This is a genomic window from Microbacterium sp. W1-4-2 (genome assembly GCF_058349885.2).
The window spans coordinates 702,019-718,612 of sequence record NZ_JBYRJC020000001.1; the positions used below are offsets into that span (position 1 = coordinate 702,019).

At 72.0% G+C, this 16,594-nt stretch carries 17 protein-coding genes; 13 read left to right on the forward strand and 4 right to left on the reverse strand.

Annotated elements, in window-relative coordinates:
• Nucleotides 1–71 precede the first annotated feature (71 nt).
• From AC3RX0_RS03060 to AC3RX0_RS03070, 3 genes are all read left to right on the forward strand, one after another.
• Nucleotides 72–1,244: a Na+/H+ antiporter NhaA gene (locus AC3RX0_RS03060; protein ID WP_491504464.1), complete on the forward strand. Its 1,173-nt coding sequence runs from the start codon at nucleotides 72–74 to the stop codon at nucleotides 1,242–1,244.
• A gap of 157 nt (nucleotides 1,245–1,401) precedes the next feature.
• On the forward strand, nucleotides 1,402–2,028 hold the full coding sequence (locus tag AC3RX0_RS03065) for a nucleoside triphosphate pyrophosphohydrolase (protein WP_491505367.1): 627 nt from the start codon (nucleotides 1,402–1,404) through the stop codon (nucleotides 2,026–2,028).
• A gap of 72 nt (nucleotides 2,029–2,100) precedes the next feature.
• Entirely contained in the window at nucleotides 2,101–3,351 is a 1,251-nt protein-coding gene (locus AC3RX0_RS03070; protein WP_491505368.1) for a histidine--tRNA ligase, read from the forward strand.
• A gap of 31 nt (nucleotides 3,352–3,382) precedes the next feature.
• Here the strand turns inward: AC3RX0_RS03070 and AC3RX0_RS03075 are convergent, their stop codons facing one another.
• The gene (locus AC3RX0_RS03075) at nucleotides 3,383–3,895 is read right to left on the reverse strand and encodes a VOC family protein (protein WP_491504465.1); all 513 of its coding nucleotides are present in this window, start codon (nucleotides 3,893–3,895) and stop codon (nucleotides 3,383–3,385) included.
• Between the two features lie 86 nt (nucleotides 3,896–3,981).
• Between AC3RX0_RS03075 and AC3RX0_RS03080 the strand changes: the two genes are divergently transcribed.
• Entirely contained in the window at nucleotides 3,982–4,788 is an 807-nt protein-coding gene (locus AC3RX0_RS03080; RefSeq protein WP_491504466.1) for a helix-turn-helix transcriptional regulator, read from the forward strand.
• Here AC3RX0_RS03080 and AC3RX0_RS03085 read toward each other — a convergent pair.
• The gene (locus AC3RX0_RS03085; protein WP_491504467.1) at nucleotides 4,760–5,239 is read right to left on the reverse strand and encodes a DUF4442 domain-containing protein; all 480 of its coding nucleotides are present in this window, start codon (nucleotides 5,237–5,239) and stop codon (nucleotides 4,760–4,762) included. The genes AC3RX0_RS03080 and AC3RX0_RS03085 overlap by 29 nt on opposite strands.
• A 100-nt stretch (nucleotides 5,240–5,339) precedes the next feature.
• Here AC3RX0_RS03085 and AC3RX0_RS03090 point away from each other — a divergent pair, with 100 nt between their 5' ends.
• The 4 genes from AC3RX0_RS03090 (at nucleotide 5,340) to AC3RX0_RS03105 (ending at nucleotide 8,428) form a co-directional block, all read left to right on the forward strand.
• Nucleotides 5,340–5,690: a GntR family transcriptional regulator gene (locus AC3RX0_RS03090; RefSeq protein ID WP_491504468.1), complete on the forward strand. Its 351-nt coding sequence runs from the start codon at nucleotides 5,340–5,342 to the stop codon at nucleotides 5,688–5,690.
• The gene (locus tag AC3RX0_RS03095; protein ID WP_491504469.1) at nucleotides 5,687–6,718 is read left to right on the forward strand and encodes a DUF1648 domain-containing protein; all 1,032 of its coding nucleotides are present in this window, start codon (nucleotides 5,687–5,689) and stop codon (nucleotides 6,716–6,718) included. Before AC3RX0_RS03090 ends, AC3RX0_RS03095 begins: the two co-directional genes overlap by 4 nt.
• Nucleotides 6,719–6,958: 240 nt before the next feature.
• A complete protein-coding gene (locus AC3RX0_RS03100) occupies nucleotides 6,959–7,408 on the forward strand; it encodes a YdeI/OmpD-associated family protein (RefSeq protein WP_491504470.1) in 450 nt (149 codons plus the stop codon).
• Between the two features lie 24 nt (nucleotides 7,409–7,432).
• Nucleotides 7,433–8,428: a DUF2332 domain-containing protein gene (locus AC3RX0_RS03105; protein ID WP_491504471.1), complete on the forward strand. Its 996-nt coding sequence runs from the start codon at nucleotides 7,433–7,435 to the stop codon at nucleotides 8,426–8,428.
• A gap of 131 nt (nucleotides 8,429–8,559) precedes the next feature.
• On the opposite strand, the gene AC3RX0_RS03110 is transcribed toward AC3RX0_RS03105, so the two are convergent.
• Complete coding sequence (locus AC3RX0_RS03110) at nucleotides 8,560–10,218, reverse strand: HNH endonuclease signature motif containing protein (protein ID WP_491504472.1); 1,659 nt, start codon at nucleotides 10,216–10,218, stop codon at nucleotides 8,560–8,562.
• 278 nt (nucleotides 10,219–10,496) lie between these two features.
• Nucleotides 10,497–11,069, reverse strand: coding sequence for a GNAT family N-acetyltransferase (locus AC3RX0_RS03115; RefSeq protein ID WP_491504473.1), 573 nt, complete (start codon nucleotides 11,067–11,069; stop codon nucleotides 10,497–10,499).
• Between the two features lie 108 nt (nucleotides 11,070–11,177).
• Between AC3RX0_RS03115 and eno the strand changes: the two genes are divergently transcribed.
• The 5 genes from eno to AC3RX0_RS03140 all read left to right on the forward strand — a co-directional run bounded on the left by eno (nucleotide 11,178) and on the right by AC3RX0_RS03140 (nucleotide 16,560).
• On the forward strand, nucleotides 11,178–12,458 hold the full coding sequence (gene eno / locus AC3RX0_RS03120) for a phosphopyruvate hydratase (protein WP_491504474.1): 1,281 nt from the start codon (nucleotides 11,178–11,180) through the stop codon (nucleotides 12,456–12,458).
• 31 nt (nucleotides 12,459–12,489) lie between these two features.
• Complete coding sequence (locus tag AC3RX0_RS03125; RefSeq protein WP_491504475.1) at nucleotides 12,490–13,020, forward strand: septum formation initiator family protein; 531 nt, start codon at nucleotides 12,490–12,492, stop codon at nucleotides 13,018–13,020.
• Nucleotides 13,021–13,091: 71 nt separating this feature from the next.
• Nucleotides 13,092–13,658: a DUF501 domain-containing protein gene (locus AC3RX0_RS03130; RefSeq protein ID WP_491504476.1), complete on the forward strand. Its 567-nt coding sequence runs from the start codon at nucleotides 13,092–13,094 to the stop codon at nucleotides 13,656–13,658.
• A complete protein-coding gene (locus tag AC3RX0_RS03135; protein ID WP_491504477.1) occupies nucleotides 13,655–14,929 on the forward strand; it encodes a S8 family serine peptidase in 1,275 nt (424 codons plus the stop codon). The genes AC3RX0_RS03130 and AC3RX0_RS03135 overlap by 4 nt, the downstream gene beginning before the upstream one ends.
• 23 nt (nucleotides 14,930–14,952) lie before the next feature.
• Nucleotides 14,953–16,560, forward strand: coding sequence for an NAD(P)/FAD-dependent oxidoreductase (locus AC3RX0_RS03140; RefSeq protein ID WP_498165863.1), 1,608 nt, complete (start codon nucleotides 14,953–14,955; stop codon nucleotides 16,558–16,560).
• The last annotated feature ends 34 nt before the right edge of the window (nucleotides 16,561–16,594 follow it).

Here is a 16,594-nt window from a genome sequence, read left to right on the forward strand (position 1 = left end):
GTCTGGTCGGCGGCGTCTGCGCGCGCGTTCGCGGATCCGCAGCCGTCCCGTCCCCGCACCTCGGAGGTCCGATGACCCGCACACCGACGCACGAGGTGAGCCGTCTGCTGCGCTCCGCCCGTTTTCCGGCGGTCCTGCTGCTGATCGCTGCGGCGGCAGGGCTGGTCCTGGCGAACACGCCGGCATCGGCGGCCGCTTTCGCCGTGCAGCACTTCACATTCGGCATCTCGGACACGCCGTTCGAGCTCGACGTGGGCGAGTGGATCGCCGACGGCCTGCTGGCCGTGTTCTTCTTCACCGTCGCGGTGGAGCTGCAGTTCGAGCTCACGGCCGGCGAGCTGCGCTCGGCGCGTCGCGCCGTGCTGCCGGCCATCGCGGCGGCCGGCGGCGTCGCCGTGCCGATCGCGCTGTACCTGGCCGTCGCCGCCCCCGCAGGGCTGGCCGCGGGGTGGCCGGTTCCCACCGCGACCGACATAGCGTTCGCCCTCGGGGTGCTGGCGGTGTTCGGACGGGGGCTGCCCGCGGCGCTGCGCGTGTTCCTGCTGGCCCTGGCCATCCTCGACGACATCGTCGGGATCGTCTTCATCGCGGTGCTGTTCGCCACCGACGTGAACGGGTGGATGCTGGTGCTCGCGCTCGTGCTCGCGGCGGGCATCGGCATCCTGAGCCGTCAGCTGGGCGGTCGCGGCACCCGCACCCTCGCCGTCCTGATCGCGGTGCTCGCGGTGGGCACGTGGGCGGCGACGCTGGCCTCGGGGGTGCACGCGACGATCGCGGGCGTGCTCGTCGGTCTCGCGGTGGCGCAGTACCCGGGGATGCGGGTGCGCCACGCGCTGGAGCCGTGGGTGAACGGGCTGATCCTGCCGGTGTTCGCGCTGTCGGCGGCGCTCGTGACGATCCCGGCGGTGGGATCGGACGGGCTCTCGCCCGTGTTCTGGGGGATCCTGCTCGCGCTGCCGGTGGGCAAGCTCGTCGGGATCAGCGGCACCGCCTGGGTCGCCCAGCGCGCGCTGCGCGTGCCCGCCGCGGCGCGGCTGCGCCTGCCCGACCTGATCGCGGCCGGCGCCCTGGGCGGCATCGGGTTCACCGTGTCGCTGCTGTTGGCGAACCTCGCGTTCGCCGGAGCGCCGGTGCTGCGCGATGAAGCGGTGCTCGGCGTGCTGGCCGGTTCGGTGGTCTCGCTCGCTCTGTCGGGGATCGTCGTATCGTGGCGTGCACGAGTCCACAGGAAGGGGCCGGCATGACCGAGGACGCACAGCGGGAGCGCGCCGACGTGCGCGGGCGGGGCCGGGTCGCCGCCGACTTCCTGCCGGAGACGTCGTGAGCGGCGCCGGGTTCGACCCGCCGGGCGACCCGCTCGCCGATCCGCCGACCGACCCGCTGCGGGCGGCGGCCGACGTCATGCACGCCGTGCGCGACCGCTGCGTGTGGTCGCAGCAGATCACGCATCGCGACCTCGTGCCGTATCTCGTCGAAGAGAGCGCCGAGCTCATCGACGCCGTCGAGGACGGCACCCGCGCCGACATGCGCGAAGAGCTGGGCGACCTGCTGTGGCAGGTGCTGTTCCACGCCGAGATCGCCTCGCGCGACCCCGCCGACCCGTTCGACATCGACGACGTCGCCCGGGCGCTCGCCGAGAAGATGGTGCGGCGTCACCCGCACGTGTTCGGCGATGCCACGGCCGACACGCCTGACGAGGTGCTCGTGCTGTGGACCGCCGCCAAGGCGGCCGAGAAGCGCGAGCGCCGGTCGGTGCTGGAAGGCGTGAGCGAGCGGATGCCGGCGCTCGCGCTCGCGCAGAAGCTGCTCGGGCGCGCATCGGCGATCGCCCCGCACGCGAGCGCCGCCCGGTCGCTCCGCGAGCCGAGCGGTTCGACTCCGCCCGGCCCGAGCACCGAGGCCGAGCTCGGCGACGCGCTGCTGGGCCTGGTCGCGCAGGCGCGCGCACACGGGTGGGATGCCGAGCGGGCCCTGCGCGAACGGCTGCGCGTGCTCGAACGCGACGTGCGGGCGGCGGAGGCCGGCTGAACCGGCGGGCACGGCCCGGCCGGCTCGACCTGCGAAGATGGCTTCGTGGCATCCGTCAATCCGCCGCGCGGGATGCGCGACTTCCTCCCCGCCGACAAGGCCCGTCGTGAGCGCGTGCTCGCCGTCATCCGCGAGCGCTACCGCGCGCACGGGTTCGACGAGATCGAGACGCCTGTCATGGAGGAGTACGGGCGCCTGCACGCCGGCGTCGGCGGCGACAACGAGAAGCTCGCCTACAACGTGCTGCGCCGGGGCCTGGACGCCGACGCGATCCGTGCGGCGGCCGATGACCCGGCGGCGCTGACCGACCTGGGTCTGCGCTACGACCTGACCGTTCCGCTGTCGCGGTTCTATGCGAGCCACCGCGGAGAGCTGCCGGGCGTGTTCCGTTCGATCCAGATCGCGCCGGTGTGGCGGGCCGAGCGGCCGCAGAAGGGCCGCTACCGCCAGTTCATGCAGTGCGACATCGACATCATCGGCGACGCCTCGGCGCGCGCCGAGGCCGAGCTCGCCGTCGCCACCCTCGACACCGTCGACGCGCTGGGCCTCGCCGGCGGCACGATCCGCATCAACGACCGCCGCGCACTGGACTGGATGCTCGGAACCTTCGGCTTCGCGGACGATGAGCGCCCGGGCGTGCTCATCACGATCGACAAGCTCGACAAGATCGGTCCCGAGGGGGTCGCCGCCGAGCTGCGCGAACGCGGGGCGTCGCCAGCGGCGGTGGACGCGTTCGAGGCGTTCCTGCGCCGGCCGCAGACGATGGAGCACCAGCCGTTCGGCGAGCGTCAGATCCGCGCGGCGCTGCCCGAGGGCGCACCCGACGAGGTCGTCGGGCACCTCGTGGCGGTCGGCGATGCCGTGGGAGCTGCGCGGCCGGACGCGGACGTGCCGCTCGTGTTCGACCCGTTCCTGGTGCGCGGCATGGGCTACTACACCGGCACGATCTTCGAGCTTGCGCACCCGGGCGCGTCCTACTCGCTGGGCGGTGGCGGCCGCTACGACGGCATGATCGGCCGCTTCCTCGGCCAGGACGTGCCGGCGGTCGGCTTCTCGATCGGGTTCGAGCGCATCGTCGACCTGGTGTCGGAGGGCGCGGATGCCGCAGCCGCCGCGATCGTGCTCGTGCACGACCGCGACGTGCCGCTGCCGGAGCTGGCCGCCCACAAGGCGCGCCTGGTCTCGGACGGCGGGCGGGTGCGCCTGGAGACGCGGACGAAGAACCTCAAGGCCCTGCTGGAGCGCGCCACGGCTGACGGCTACACCGGGTTCGCGACGGTGGCTGCCGGTCAGGACGAGCTCGAGGTCAAGCCCCTCGGCTGAGTCGCGGCGCTCCTCGGCCGAGCCGCGAGACTCAGCCGCTTAAGCCCTGCTGGGCGGCGGCCCATTCGGCCACGCGGGCGGCGCTCTCGTCCTCGGAGAGGTCCTCGACGCGGGTCATGAGCGACCAGCGCACCCCGAACGGGTCGCGGATGCTGGCGAACCGATCGCCCGAGACGAACGTCGACGGCGCCTCGCGCACCGTGGCGCCGGCCGCGGCCGCGCGCTCGGTCGCGGCATCCACGTCCGGAACATAGAGCCCCATCGAATAGCAGTCGGCGTCGCCGGCCGGCGCGGGGACGAGTCCATAGGCGGGCGTGGGCTCGCCGAGCTGCAGCAGTCCGAGGCCGAAATCGACGCTCGCGTGCACAACGACGCCGTCGAACTCGGTGACGTCCATGATCCGCGCTCCGAACACGTCGCGGTAGAAGTCGAGGGCGTCCTTCGCGTTCGCGATCGCGAGGAACGGGGTGAGGCTGGTCGCGCCGTTCGGGCGGCCGTCGGTGGTGTGCGCGCCGGTGACGCCGGCGATGTTCTCGGTGGTCATGGTGCGAGGCTACGGGCGGCGCCGCCGCGCCGGCTTGGAGATTCGCGACAACGTGCGGTGTCGCCGGCGCGCAATAGTCTGGCGCGGTGACCGATCCCACGCGGGGCGTGCTGTTCCCCGACCGGCTGCCGCAGTTCACGCGCGTCGAGCCCGAGCCGGCGGTGGCCGACCTCGTCGAATGGTCGTGGGTACCGGAGTGGGACCTGCCCGAGGAGCGGTCGTCGGTCCAACGGGTGCTGGCGTACCCGGCCGCGAACCTCGTGATCGAGAGCGGTCGGGTCACGCTGTACGGGGCGACGACGCGCGCCACCGACCGGGTGCTGTTCGGCGCGGGGTGGGCCGTCGGCGCCGTGCTGCGCCCGGCGGCGCTGGCCGCGCTGAGTGCTGCGCCCGCGGACCTCGTCGACTCCGCGTTCGAGATGGACGCCGCCGAGATGGATGCCGTCGCGCTCGACGCCGCTGAACCCGACGCCGCTGCGCTTGCCGCCTCCGTGGCCGAGGTCATGCCAGGCCATGCCGCCCGGGCCGCCGCGATCCTCGGGCGGTGGCTGGATGTGCGCGTCGGTGCGCGCACCTCCGAGGCGGTGCTTGCGAACGAGATGGCGCGGCTGCTGATGACGGATGCCGCGATCCTGCGCGTCGAGGACGCGGCATCCCGTCTCGCGGTGTCGGTGCGCACGCTGCAGCGACTCGCGCACCGCACGGTCGGACTGCCGCCGGCCGCGATCATCCGGCGCCGACGGCTGCAGGAGGCCGCGCAGCGCGTGCGCGAGCACCCCGACGAGTCGCTCGCTGACATCGCCGCCGAACTCGGCTACGTCGACCAGGCGCACCTGGCGAACGACTTCCGCACGGTGCTCGGGTTCACGGCATCCGAGTACCGCGCGACGTGACGCGCTTCTTCTCGCGCACGTACACCTCGCGGCGTACGCGGGCGACGACGTCACCGCCGCGGTCGGTGATCTCGGTCGAGAACCACTCCAGCACCTTCGCGCCGTCGCGTGCGCGTTCGCGCAGCTCGTGCACCTTGGCGGGCGACACTTCGAAATGCGCAGTGAGCACGCCGCGGCCGGGGCGGACGAACTCGATCTCGGCCCGGGTGTCCCACACGACGTAGTCGCGACCGATCTGGTGCATCACGAGCATGAAGAAGTACGGGTCGGTCATGGCCTGCATGGCGCCGCCGAACGCCGTCTTCACGTAGTTGCGGGTGAAGAGGTTGACATGGAGCTCGACGGTGGCGCTCGTCCAGTCGTGGGCGAAGCGCTTCACGCGGATGCCGCTGAACAGGTTCGGGATCCACAGGCTCATGGCGATCTTCAGGCGCCGGGGAGTGACACGCATGGCCGTCAGTCTGCCCCGTCGTGCGCGCGTGCGGCGGTTCGTGTGGACTTCTTCGACAATTGTTCTAGTTAGATTAGAATAAGTGCGAAGGGGGTGGGCGATGCTGATCCGGATCGACGCCGAGAGCACGACGCCGCTGTTCGAGCAGATCGCGGCCTCGGTGCGCACCGACGTGCTCGCGCGCAGACTGCGCCCGGGCGACCGTCTTCCCGCCGCCCGCGAGGTCGCCGCCTCGGTCGACGTCAACGTCCACACCGTGCTGCGGGCCTACCAGGAGCTGCGGGCAGAGGGCCTCGTCGAGCTGCGGCGGGGGCGGGGCGCCGTGGTGTCGGCCAGCGCCGCGCCGCTGGCCGAACTCGCCGACGACATCGCGGAACTCGTGCGCCGCGGGGCGCGCCTCGGAGTCTCCCCGGCGACGCTCGCGGCCCTGATCAAGGAGACGACACCATGACCCACCCCGCGTCCGAGCATGACGTGAGCGCGATGCCCGCCGCCGATGTGCGCCGTGCCCGCCTCGTGTTCCTGCTCGTGGCCGTGGCCGCGCCGATCCTCTTGACCGCGATCGCGGTGATCCTGATCGTCGTGTGGCTGCCCGAGCTGCCGAACCCGGCCGCCACGCACTGGGGCGTCGGGGGCGTGAACGGCTACGGCCCGCCCGGAACATTCGTGTGGCTGGCGATCGGGATCGGGCTGGGCGTCCCGGTCCTGATCGTGGCGGCGACCTTCACTGCCGCCCGGCATCAGTGGGGCGGTGCGGCGAGGCTGCTGGGTGCGTTGGCGCTTGGTCTGTCGGGCTTCAGCGCGGTGACCTCCGTCGGGTCGGTGGCCCTGCAGCGTGGGGTCGACGACGCGCGGCAGGTCGCCGGCATCGCCGGGGTGATGGTCGCCGCGGCGGTCGTCCTCGCCGTGCTGATCGCCGTCGGCTGGCTCGTGCAGCCGCACGTGCGCCCGACGCCCGGCACGCCCCTGCGGCCCGCGCACGTGGCCTCGATCGCGGCGGGCGAGCGCGTCGTGTGGCTGGCCACCGCGACGATGTCGCGGGTTGCGATGGCGTTGATCTCGGTCGCGTTCGTGCTCGTCGTCGGCATCACCGCCGTGATGGTGGTCCAGGCGTCCGAGGCGGCGTGGATCCCGGTGCTCACGCTCGCGCTGATCGGGTTCGCGTTCGCCTCGTCGGCGTCGTTCCGAGTGCGGGTCGGGCCGGACGGACTGTCCGTCCGCTCGCAGATCGGGGTGCCGCGCACGCACGTGGCGCTGGCCGACATCACAGCCGTGCGGGCCGTGGACTGCAACCCGTTCGGCGAGTTCGGCGGCTTCGGGTGGCGTCTGGGCCTCGACGGCCGCACCGGGATCGTGCTGCGGCGCGGACCGGCGATCGAGGTGGAACGGCGTGGCAAGCGCCCGCTGGTCGTGACCGTGGACGGCGCCGACGTCGGTGTCGGGCTGCTGCAGGCGTATCTCGACAGGAAGGACTCGTGACCGAGCAGAATCCGGCCGGCGGCCGCGCATCGACGCGTGCCGAGGCGCCGATCCGCATCGGTCCCGCCGCGATCGTGACGTAGGTGGTGCCGGCCAACGGTCTGGCCTGGCTCGTCGCGCTCCCGCTCGGCTCGGCCGGCCGCATCGCGCGGGCCGCGGCATCCCGTATCGATGTCCCCACCGGCGTCGATCCCGCCGAGGGGATGACATCGGCGCGCGTATCGGGAAGGATCAGGGGCCATGGCGATACAGATCCAGACTGTTCTCGAGCCGCACGGCCCTGCGACGGCGATTGAGCTGACCGATGAGCAGGTCGATGAGCTGGGCGGGGGCAAGCGTGCCGCGGTGCGTGTGACGATCGGCGGCAGATCGGCGCGTCTGCGCCTCGGGGTCATGGGAGGCCGGAACCTGATCGGCCTGTCGAAAGCCGCTCGGGCAGAGCTCGGTGTCGAGATCGGCGACACGGTCGACGCCGAGATCGCCGTCGACACGGCCGAACGCACGGTCGAGGTGCCCGACGACCTGGCGGTGGCACTGGATGCCGATCCCGGCGCGCGTGCCGCGTTCGATGCGCTCGCATTCACGCATCGCAAGGAGCACGTGCGGTCGGTCACGAGCGCGAAGCTGCAGGCGACGCGCGAGCGGCGGATCGCGGCGGTCGTCGAGAAGGTGCGGGACGGGATGGCGTGACGCGGCGCCGGCGATGAGGAGCGTGTGGCGGTCGTATCGATGCAGGATGCCGTGACCTCGACGGTCGGCGACGTCTATCGCCGCTTCGCGGACGTCGAAGCGCACGGCGTCTCGGCGATCTTCGAGGAGTGGGCGCGGGCAGTCGCGGGCGACGCCGCCGTGGTGACGCTGATCGAGGCGCTGCCTGCGGTCAAACGGCAGCCGAACCTGGTGTTCGCCGCGGCGCGGTTCGCCGGGGCGCCGGTGGGCGACTACGGGCCGTTCCGCGACTGGCTGCTGGCGCACTGGGAGCAGGTCGAAGCGGTGGCCCTCACGCACGCGACGCAGACGAATGAGGCGGCCCGATGTGCGGTGCTGCTGCCTCTGCTCAGCCGGATGACCGGGCCGCTCGCGCTCATCGAGGCTGGGGCCTCGGCCGGTCTGTGCCTGTACCCCGACCGCTACAGCTACCGGTACTCGGTCGGTCGGTCGGTGATCTCGCTCGATCCGCCGGACGGCCCGTCGAGCGTGGTCATCCCGTGCGACATCGATCCGCCCGGTGCGCCCGAGCGCATGCCCGAGGTGGTGTGGCGCGCAGGAGTGGACCTGAACCCGCTCGACGTGCGAGACGCCGAGGCGATGGCGTGGCTCGAGACGCTCGTGTGGCCCGAACACGAGGCGCGGCGGCAGCGGCTGCGCGCGGCGGCATCGATCGTGAGGGCGGATCCGCCCGAGCTCGTCTCCGGCGACATCCTGATGGCCGTGCCGGACCTCGTCGGCCGGGCGCCCGAAGGCGCGCACGTCGTGGTGTTCCACAGTTCGGTGCTCGTCTACGTCGCCCCGCAGCGGCGGATCGAGTTCGCCGACCGGATCAGGGCCCTCCCCGTCGACTGGATCAGCAACGAAGGGCCCGGCGTGTTCCCCGCCATCGTGTCGCAGCTTCGGAAACCGGCGAACGGGCGGACCGTCATCGCGCTGAACGGCCTGCCGGTGGCACTCGCTGGTCCTCACGGGCAGAGCTACGCGGCTGTGGAGGCGTAAGGGTCGAGGGGGCGGGGTCGGGCGTCGGGCAGTTGGGAGTCGTGCAGCTGGGCGTCGGGCCCAGGGCAGCTGGGCGTTGGGCGCAGGGCGTCGGGCAGCTGGGCGTCGGGCGCAGGGCGTCGACGAGAGAACTACCAGGGCGCGGGGTCGGTGTCAGTGACGAGGCCGCTGGGGGAATGGAAGATGGCCTTGCCGGTCTCGGGGTCGGTTTCGATGCGCCATCGGGTCTCGGTCTTGACGCGATGGTGGGGTTTGCAGAGGGGGCCGACGTTGCCGGCAGTGGTCGTGCCGCCGTGCTGCCATTCGATGCGGTGATCGATGTCGCAGTCGCGGGCGAGTCTGCAGCAGCCGGGGAAGGTGCAGACGGGATCGCGGGCGCCGAGCCACCGGCGGAGCGGTTTGGGGATCTTGTAGACGGTGCGGTCCAGGTCGAGGATCGTGCCCGTGACCGGGTGGGTGAGGATGCGGACCCAGCTGGTCGCGTCGCCGGCGATCCGCCGTGCCGATTCGAGGTCGATCGGTCCGTAACCGTGCAGGGTCGCGGGTTCGTCGCTCTGCCCGAGCAGGGTGAGGGCGGGCACCGTGATGGCGACGGCGGGTTTGCCGGTGCGGATGACGGTCGGGATGCCGGTGGTTGCGGCGTCGGGTGCGCCGACGTGGACTTCGCCGGTCGCGTCCGTGGCTGAGCCGAGTCCGGGGTCAACGGTCGCGTCGGTGCCGGCGGTGCCGGTCGCGTCCGTGGCTGCGCCGAGTCCGGGGTCAACGGTCGTGTCCGTGACCGCAGCTACGTTGTTCGTGGTGGCCGCGCCGGGTGCGACTACGCCGGTCGGGATGTCGGTGCGGGTGAGCAGGTCGAGGGCGACATCGGCGCGGAGCTGCGCGAGAGTGCGGGTTTCGCCGTGCTGACCGGCGAGGTGGCGGGCGGCCTGGTCGGCGCGATTGTACGCGGCGTGGATGTCGGCGGCAGGCCCGTGGATGGACAGAGTGGCCATTCCGTCCAGGTCATTGCCGACCCATGCGCCCCGGTCTTTGCGCGCGCGGGCGTGGCGCACCTCGATCGTCTCCCGGTGCACGCGTTCCCGGGTCGACCGGGCGCGGGTGCGGAACTTCCCGGCCGGCAGCACCTGGGCCGCTTCGAGGATCTGCTCATCGAACGTCGCCCACGCCGAGGACTGCTCCGCCTCCGTCGTGCCATCGTGGTCGGTAAGGTCCGTGGCATCCGCCGGATCGCCGACATTCGTGGGCTCGTCGGGCTCGGTGGGAAGGCTGCCGGCGTAGTCGGCGACGGTGCCGGCGTTGCGTTCATCGACGAGCCCGGCTTGGAACGCGGTCCACACCCGCGGGCAGCGTTCCTGCAGGACCTGCGCATCGTGCGCACGTGAGCGGACCGTCGACTCGGCGATGCGGGTGCGGACGGCCAGGTCGGCGACTGCCGCGCGCACCGCGAGGTCGCGGCGGTCTGCGCGCACCCGCGCGACCGAGCGGCCACGCGGGTCGACCCAGTCTGGGTGCTGGGTCGGGTCCGGCCCGCACCACGGGTCGGGGCACTCCGCGGCATCGGCCAGCACCCGGGCGAACAGGGCGTACTGACGGGCGGTGAGCCGGCGCTGCGCGGTCGTCACCTCGTCGACATCGTCCAGGGCATGATCGTGCGCGGCCCCCGAGGTGAACACGTCCGCACCCCATACCTGCCGGATCGGGACCTGCCCGGGCTCGAGCCAGTCGGACTCGTCGACGAACCGGTCGGGATCCAGCCATCCCGCACCCGGTTCGTACGCTTCGAGGTCCATATCCCCACAGTAGAACGAACCTCCGACACTCGATTCGGCCGGCGCAAGACAGGGGCCGTGGACCGGAGTGCTTTCGGCCCGGCGGAGTACTCGCACACGACGTAAGCCCTCATGCGGGCCGAGTGCCCGCGTGGCAGGTGGGCGGGGGTCGTCGTTTCGACTCGCTCCGCTCGCTCAACGACCGGAGCGGCCGTCGTTTCGACTGGCTGCGCGCGCTCGACGACCGGGGCGGCGGCCGTCGTTTCGGCTCGCTCCGCTCGCTCAACGGCCCGGGCGACTCAGCGCAGCGCGGTCGACAGCTGCGCGGCGGTCAGGTCGCGGTCGGCGTACACGAGCCGCATCACCGACGGGTCCGGGTTGCCCGCGTCCGGCGCCCGATGCACAAGCGTGAGCCCGACCTTCTGCGCAACGGCGGCCGAGGCGCGGTTGTGCTCCACGAGGAAGGCGATCACGGGTCGCTCGGGGGCCCGGTCGTGCGCCGCCGCCAGAGCCGCGCGCGAAACCTCGGTCGCATAGCCGTGTCCGTGATGGTCGGCGTGCAGCCGGTAGCCGAGGTTCCACAGCGACCCGTCGCCCGCATCGCGACCCCCGGCCACCGGCGGGGCCAGCAGCGTGCAGCCGCCGTTGCCGATGATCTCGCCGGCGCGCGTGCGCACCACCCACGACCCCAGCCCGGCCGTCCGCCAGCTGTCGATCCACCGCTGCACCATGCGAGCAGTGGTCGCCCGCTCGGTGTGGCGCAGGGTGGGGAAGTGGGTCCACACGCGCGGATCGCCGTAGATCGCGAACATCGCATCGATGTCGTGGGTCGTCGGCGGGCGCAGAATCAGTCGCGAGGTCTCGGCATCCATCGTCCCCGACGGTAACCCACGCCATCGACGTCGGAGCCCCCTCGGTAGACTCGGGGGCGGACCGACGACGCTCCGAGATTCCACCTCTCACAACCCAAGGAGTCCTCCGTGGCACTTATCGAGGCTGTCAACGCACGCGAGATCCTGGACTCGCGCGGCAACCCGACCGTCGAGGTGGAGGTGCTGCTCGACGACGGCATCGTCCAGCGCGCGGCCGTCCCCTCGGGCGCATCGACCGGCGCGTTCGAGGCGTACGAGCTGCGCGACGGCGACAAGAGCCGCTACGGCGGCAAGGGCGTGCTCAAGGCGGTCGCCGCCGTCGTCGACGAGCTCGGCCCTGCCATCGAAGGGGTGGATGCCGCGGATCAGCGCGTGATCGATGAGATCCTCATCGACACCGACGGCACCGAGAACAAGTCCCGCTGCGGCGCGAACGCGATCCTCGGCGTGTCGCTGGCCACCGCGAAGGCCGCCGCCGACAGCGCCGATCTGCCGCTGTTCCGCTACCTCGGCGGGCCCAACGCGCACGTCCTGCCCGTTCCGCTGTTCAACGTCATCAACGGCGGCGAGCACGCCGACAACGGCATCGACATGCAGGAGTTCTTCCTCGCCCCGATCGGCGCCTCCACCTTCGCCGAGGCGCTGCGCTGGGGCGCCGAGACCTACCACGTCCTCAAGAGCGAGCTGAAGGCGGCCGGATTCGGCACGGGCCTGGGCGACGAGGGCGGCTTCGCCCCCGACCTGCCCAGCAATCGCGAGGGCCTGGACTTCCTCGTCAAGGCGATCGAGAAGGCCGGCTTCACGCCGGGCGCCGACATCGCGCTGGGGCTGGATGCCGCGGCCACCGAGTTCTTCGCGGACGGCGTGTACACGCTCGACCAGAAGGCGTGGAGCGGACCTGAGCTGATCGAGTACTACGCCGGCCTCGTCGACGCCTACCCGATCGTCACCATCGAGGACGCGCTGGCCGAGGACGACTGGGACGACTGGAAGCTGCTGACCGAGAAGCTCGGCGCGAAGATCCAGCTCGTCGGCGACGACCTGTTCGTCACCAACCCCGAGCGCCTGGCCAAGGGCATCGACCTGGGCGTGGCCAACTCGCTGCTGGTCAAGGTCAACCAGATCGGCACACTCTCCGAGACCCTCGACGCCGTCGAGCTCGCCCACCGCTCGGGCTACACGACGATGTTCTCGCACCGCTCGGGCGAGACCGAGGACACCACGATCGCCGACCTCGTCGTGGCCGTGAACTCGGGTCAGATCAAGTCCGGCGCGCCCGCACGCAGCGAGCGCGTGGCGAAATACAATCAGCTTCTGCGCATCGAAGAAGAGCTGGGCGATGCGGCGGAGTTCATCGGCCGCGCAGCCTTCCCGCGCTTCAAGGGCTGAGGCCCGCACGCTGTTCCAGGAAGGGGGAGTCATGGTCCGAAGGCCCGCTCCCCCTTCCGGCATGTCGGGGCCGGCCCCGGCCCCGGCCCCGACACAGAAGCCGCAGAAGCCGCAGCGCCAGACCCAGCGGGTCGACGTGCGCGGGTGGCTCGCGGCATCCCGGCTCTCGGGCTTCACCGCGATCATGCTCGGGCTCGTCGTGCTCGGTGTGTTCGTGCTCGTGCCCACGATCGGCACGTACGTGTCGCAGCGCCAGCAGATCGCCGCGCTGCAGCAGTCGGTGCAGGTGACGAAGGACCAGGTCGCCGATCTGCAGCGGCAGCGCGAGCGCTGGAGCGATCCGGCGTACATCATGACGCAGGCGCGATCGCGCCTGTACTACAGCAAGCCGGGCGAGGTCGTCTACCTCGTCGACGACGATCTGCCGGCCACCGACATCCCGCGTTCGCAGGCTCCCGTCAGCGACACCGTGCAGGCCACGCACACCGATTGGATGTCGCAGCTGGTCCGCTCGGTCGCACAGGCGGGCATCGCCCGCAGCGCCGTGCCCGCGCCGAAATGATCCGTCGCAATGCCCCTGGAGCGGGCCGGGCATCAGCCGCGTCCCAGCACGCCACCGATAGCCTTGAGCGTGTGACGACCCCGCCGTTCGATCCCGTGACCGACGCCGACCTCGCCGTTCTGCGCGAGCAGCTCGGCCGTCCTGCGCGCGGCGTGGTGGGGGTCGCGGCTCGGTGCGTGTGCGGCAATCCGACCGTCGTCGCCACCGCACCGCGGCTGCCCGACGGCAGCCCGTTCCCCACGTTCTACTACCTCACCCACCCGGCCGCCACCGCCGCGATGTCGCGGCTCGAAGCGGACCACGTCATGCCCGAGCTGCAAAACGCCCTCGCCGACGACGAGGTGCGCGCCGCGTACCGGCGTGCGCACGAGGCGTATCTTGCCGATCGGGCCGAGTACGGCGAGGTCGCCGAGATCGACGGCATCTCGGCCGGCGGCATGCCCGAGCGGGTCAAGTGCCTACACGCCCTCGCCGGGCACGCCCTGGCCGCCGGTCCCGGGGTGAACCCGATCGGCGACGCGGCCCTCGCGCGGTCGGACTGGTCGCCCGAGCACTGCGTCTGCGCGAACCCCGGACCGCTGCTCGGCGGCCGGGATGACGCGCACTCGCCGGTCGACGACGAAGGCACCGCTGGATGAGAAGGATCCTCGTCGCCCTGGTCGCCGGTGCGCTGGCGGTGCTCGCGTGCACCGCGGCCTCCGCCGTGCCCGAGCCCGATGGCTCCGCCGATCCGGTCCGCTCGGCGGAGTACTGGCTGCCCATGACGCACGTCGAGCAGGCGTGGAAGGTCACCAAGGGCAAGGGCGTGCGCATCGCCGTGATCGATACCGGCGTCGGCCACGCGCCCGAGCTGGACCCGGCCGTGGTCGGCGGCACCGATGTCTCGGGCGCGGGAACCCCCGACGGCCGCACGCCGGTCGGCGCCGTCGACCCGAACCACGGCAGCTGGGTGGCCTCGCTCGCCGCCGCACGCGGCACCGGTGCCGACACGGGCATGATCGGCGTCGCACCCGAGGCCGACATCCTCTCCATCTCGGTCGGCTTCGGCGCGAGCTCGCAGGTGCCGTTCACGCAGCAGATCGCCAAGGCGATGCGCTGGGCGGTCGATCACGGCGCGAAGGTGATCAACCTGTCGTTCACCACCAACACGCTGGACTGGGACGAGAGCTGGGACGACGCGTTCCTCTACGCGTACGAGCACGACGTCGTCGTGGTGGTCGCCGCCGGCAACCGGGGGAGCGGCACCGACATCGTCGGAGCCCCCGCCACGATCCCGGGCGTGCTCACGGTCGCCGGCGTCGGGCCGACCGGACAGGCGAGTGTCGAGGCATCCACTCAGGGCATCACGATCGGGGTCGCAGCCCCCAGCGAGGCCCTGCTCGGCGTGTCGGACGGCGGCACTCTCCAGACCTGGGACGGAACCAGCGGCGCCGCACCCATCGTGTCGGGCATCGCCGCGCTCGTGCGCGCGGCGCATCCGGACCTGAACGCGCAGAACGTCATCGAGCGCATCCTCAAGACGGCGCAGAAGCCGGCGGGCGTGAAGACGGTGCCCAGCCCCCTATACGGATACGGGATCGTGGATGCCGCAGCCGCCGTCTCTGCGACCGTCCCGCAGGTCCCGGGCAGCCCCGCGGATGACCTGAAGGAATGGATCCGGGTGTACCGCCGCGCCCAGGCCTCGCCCGCTCCGGCGCCCTCCGAGAAGCCGGTCGAGGTCTCGCCGCTGCCGCGCGCCGATACCGTCACCCGCCCGGTCTCGCCGTTCCTGCCGAGCCGCGAGACGGTGCTGTACGGCAGCCTCCCCCTGATGGCGGCCACGCTCCCCGCTATACTGGTGGGACTGGGCTTCACCGCTGCTGCCCGTCGCATCCGATCGGCGCGCGGATCTCGCACGCCCCGCCGTTGACATCCCTAGGAGTTCTCCCCACCGTGAACACCGCCGTGACCACTGCCCCCAAGATCCTCATCGTCGGCGGTGGGTACGCCGGCTTCTACACCGCGTGGAAGCTCGAGAAGCACCTGCGGCGTGGCGAAGCCGAAGTCACCATGGTCGACCCGCTGCCGTACATGACGTACCAGCCGTTCCTCCCCGAAGTGGCCGCAGGCTCGATCGAGCCGCGCCACGCCGTCGTATCGCACCGGCGACACCTCAAGCGCACCACCGTGGTCAACGCCAAGGTCACCGGCATCGACCACGCCAACAAGACCGCCACGATCACCGGGCCGGACGGCTCGACGTGGCAGCACGAGTACGACCAGATCGTCGTCACCGCGGGCGCCGTCTCGCGCACGTTCCCGATCCCGGGCATCGCCGACAACGCGATCGGCCTGAAGACGATCGAAGAGGCCGTCGCCGTCCGCGACCGCCTGATCTCGAACTTCGGGCGCGCGGCGGCCATTCCGGCCGGTCCCGAGCGCGATCGACTGCTCACCTTCATCGTCGTCGGCGGCGGCTTCGCCGGCATCGAGGCGTTCGGCGAGATGCGCTCGCTCGCCTCGTCGCTGCTCAAGGACTACCCGCAGATCTCGTTCGACGAGACGCACTTCCACCTGATCGAGGCGATGGGCCGGATCATGCCCGAGGTGTCGCTGAAGACCAGCGAGTGGGTGCTGAAGAGCCTCGCCCAGCGCGGCGCGTACGTGCACCTCGACACCCAGGTGACCAGCGCCGTGGACGGCAACGTCGAGCTGTCGACCGGCGAGGTCCTCGCCAGCGACCTCATCGTGTGGACCGCCGGCGTCATGGCCAACCCCACCGTCGTGCGCGGCGGCGACCTGCCGGTCGAAGAGCGCGGCCGCATCCGCACCCGCGCCGACCTGCGCGTGGGCACCGACGACCAGTTCGTCGAGGGCGCCTGGTCCGCGGGCGACGTCGCGGCTGTGCCCGACCTGTCGGGCGGCGGTGTGGGCGGCTACTGCGTGCCCAACGCCCAGCACGCGGTGCGTCAGGCCAAGCTCCTGGCCAAGAACCTCGTGGCAGTGCTGCGCGGCGAGCTGACCAAGGACTATTTCCACAAGAACCTCGGCGCCGTCGCGGGCCTCGGCCTCTACACCGGCGTGTTCCAGTCCGGCAAGTTCGCGCTCACGGGCCTGCCCGCCTGGGTCGCGCACCGCGGCTACCACGGCCTGGCCATGCCGTCGTGGGAGCGCAAGTGGCGTGTGCTGTGGGGCTGGTGGAACAACCTGTGGCTCGGCCGCGACATCGTGAGCCTCGAGGCCGTGCAGACGCCGCGCGCCGCGTTCGAGCAGTTCGCCGCCCGGCCGCGCCCGCCCCAGCCTGTCGAGGCCCCGCCCGCCGGACCCGTGGCCGAATCGCCCAAGGCGGCTCCGGTCAAGGTGTCGGCCGAGAAGGTCGCCGCCGCACCCGCCGAGACGGCGCCGAAGTCGGCCGCCGCAAAGGCGCCGCGTGCGAAGGCGGTGCCGGCGAAGGCGCCCAAGGCGCCGGCGAAGGATGCCGCAGCCGACGGGGCCGAGAAGCCCGCCAAGAAGGCCCCGGCCCGCAAGCCCGCCGCCAAGAAGGCATCGGCGTCGGCCTGATCCGCTGGTGCAGAGCCCGCGGCCGCTGTCCGTC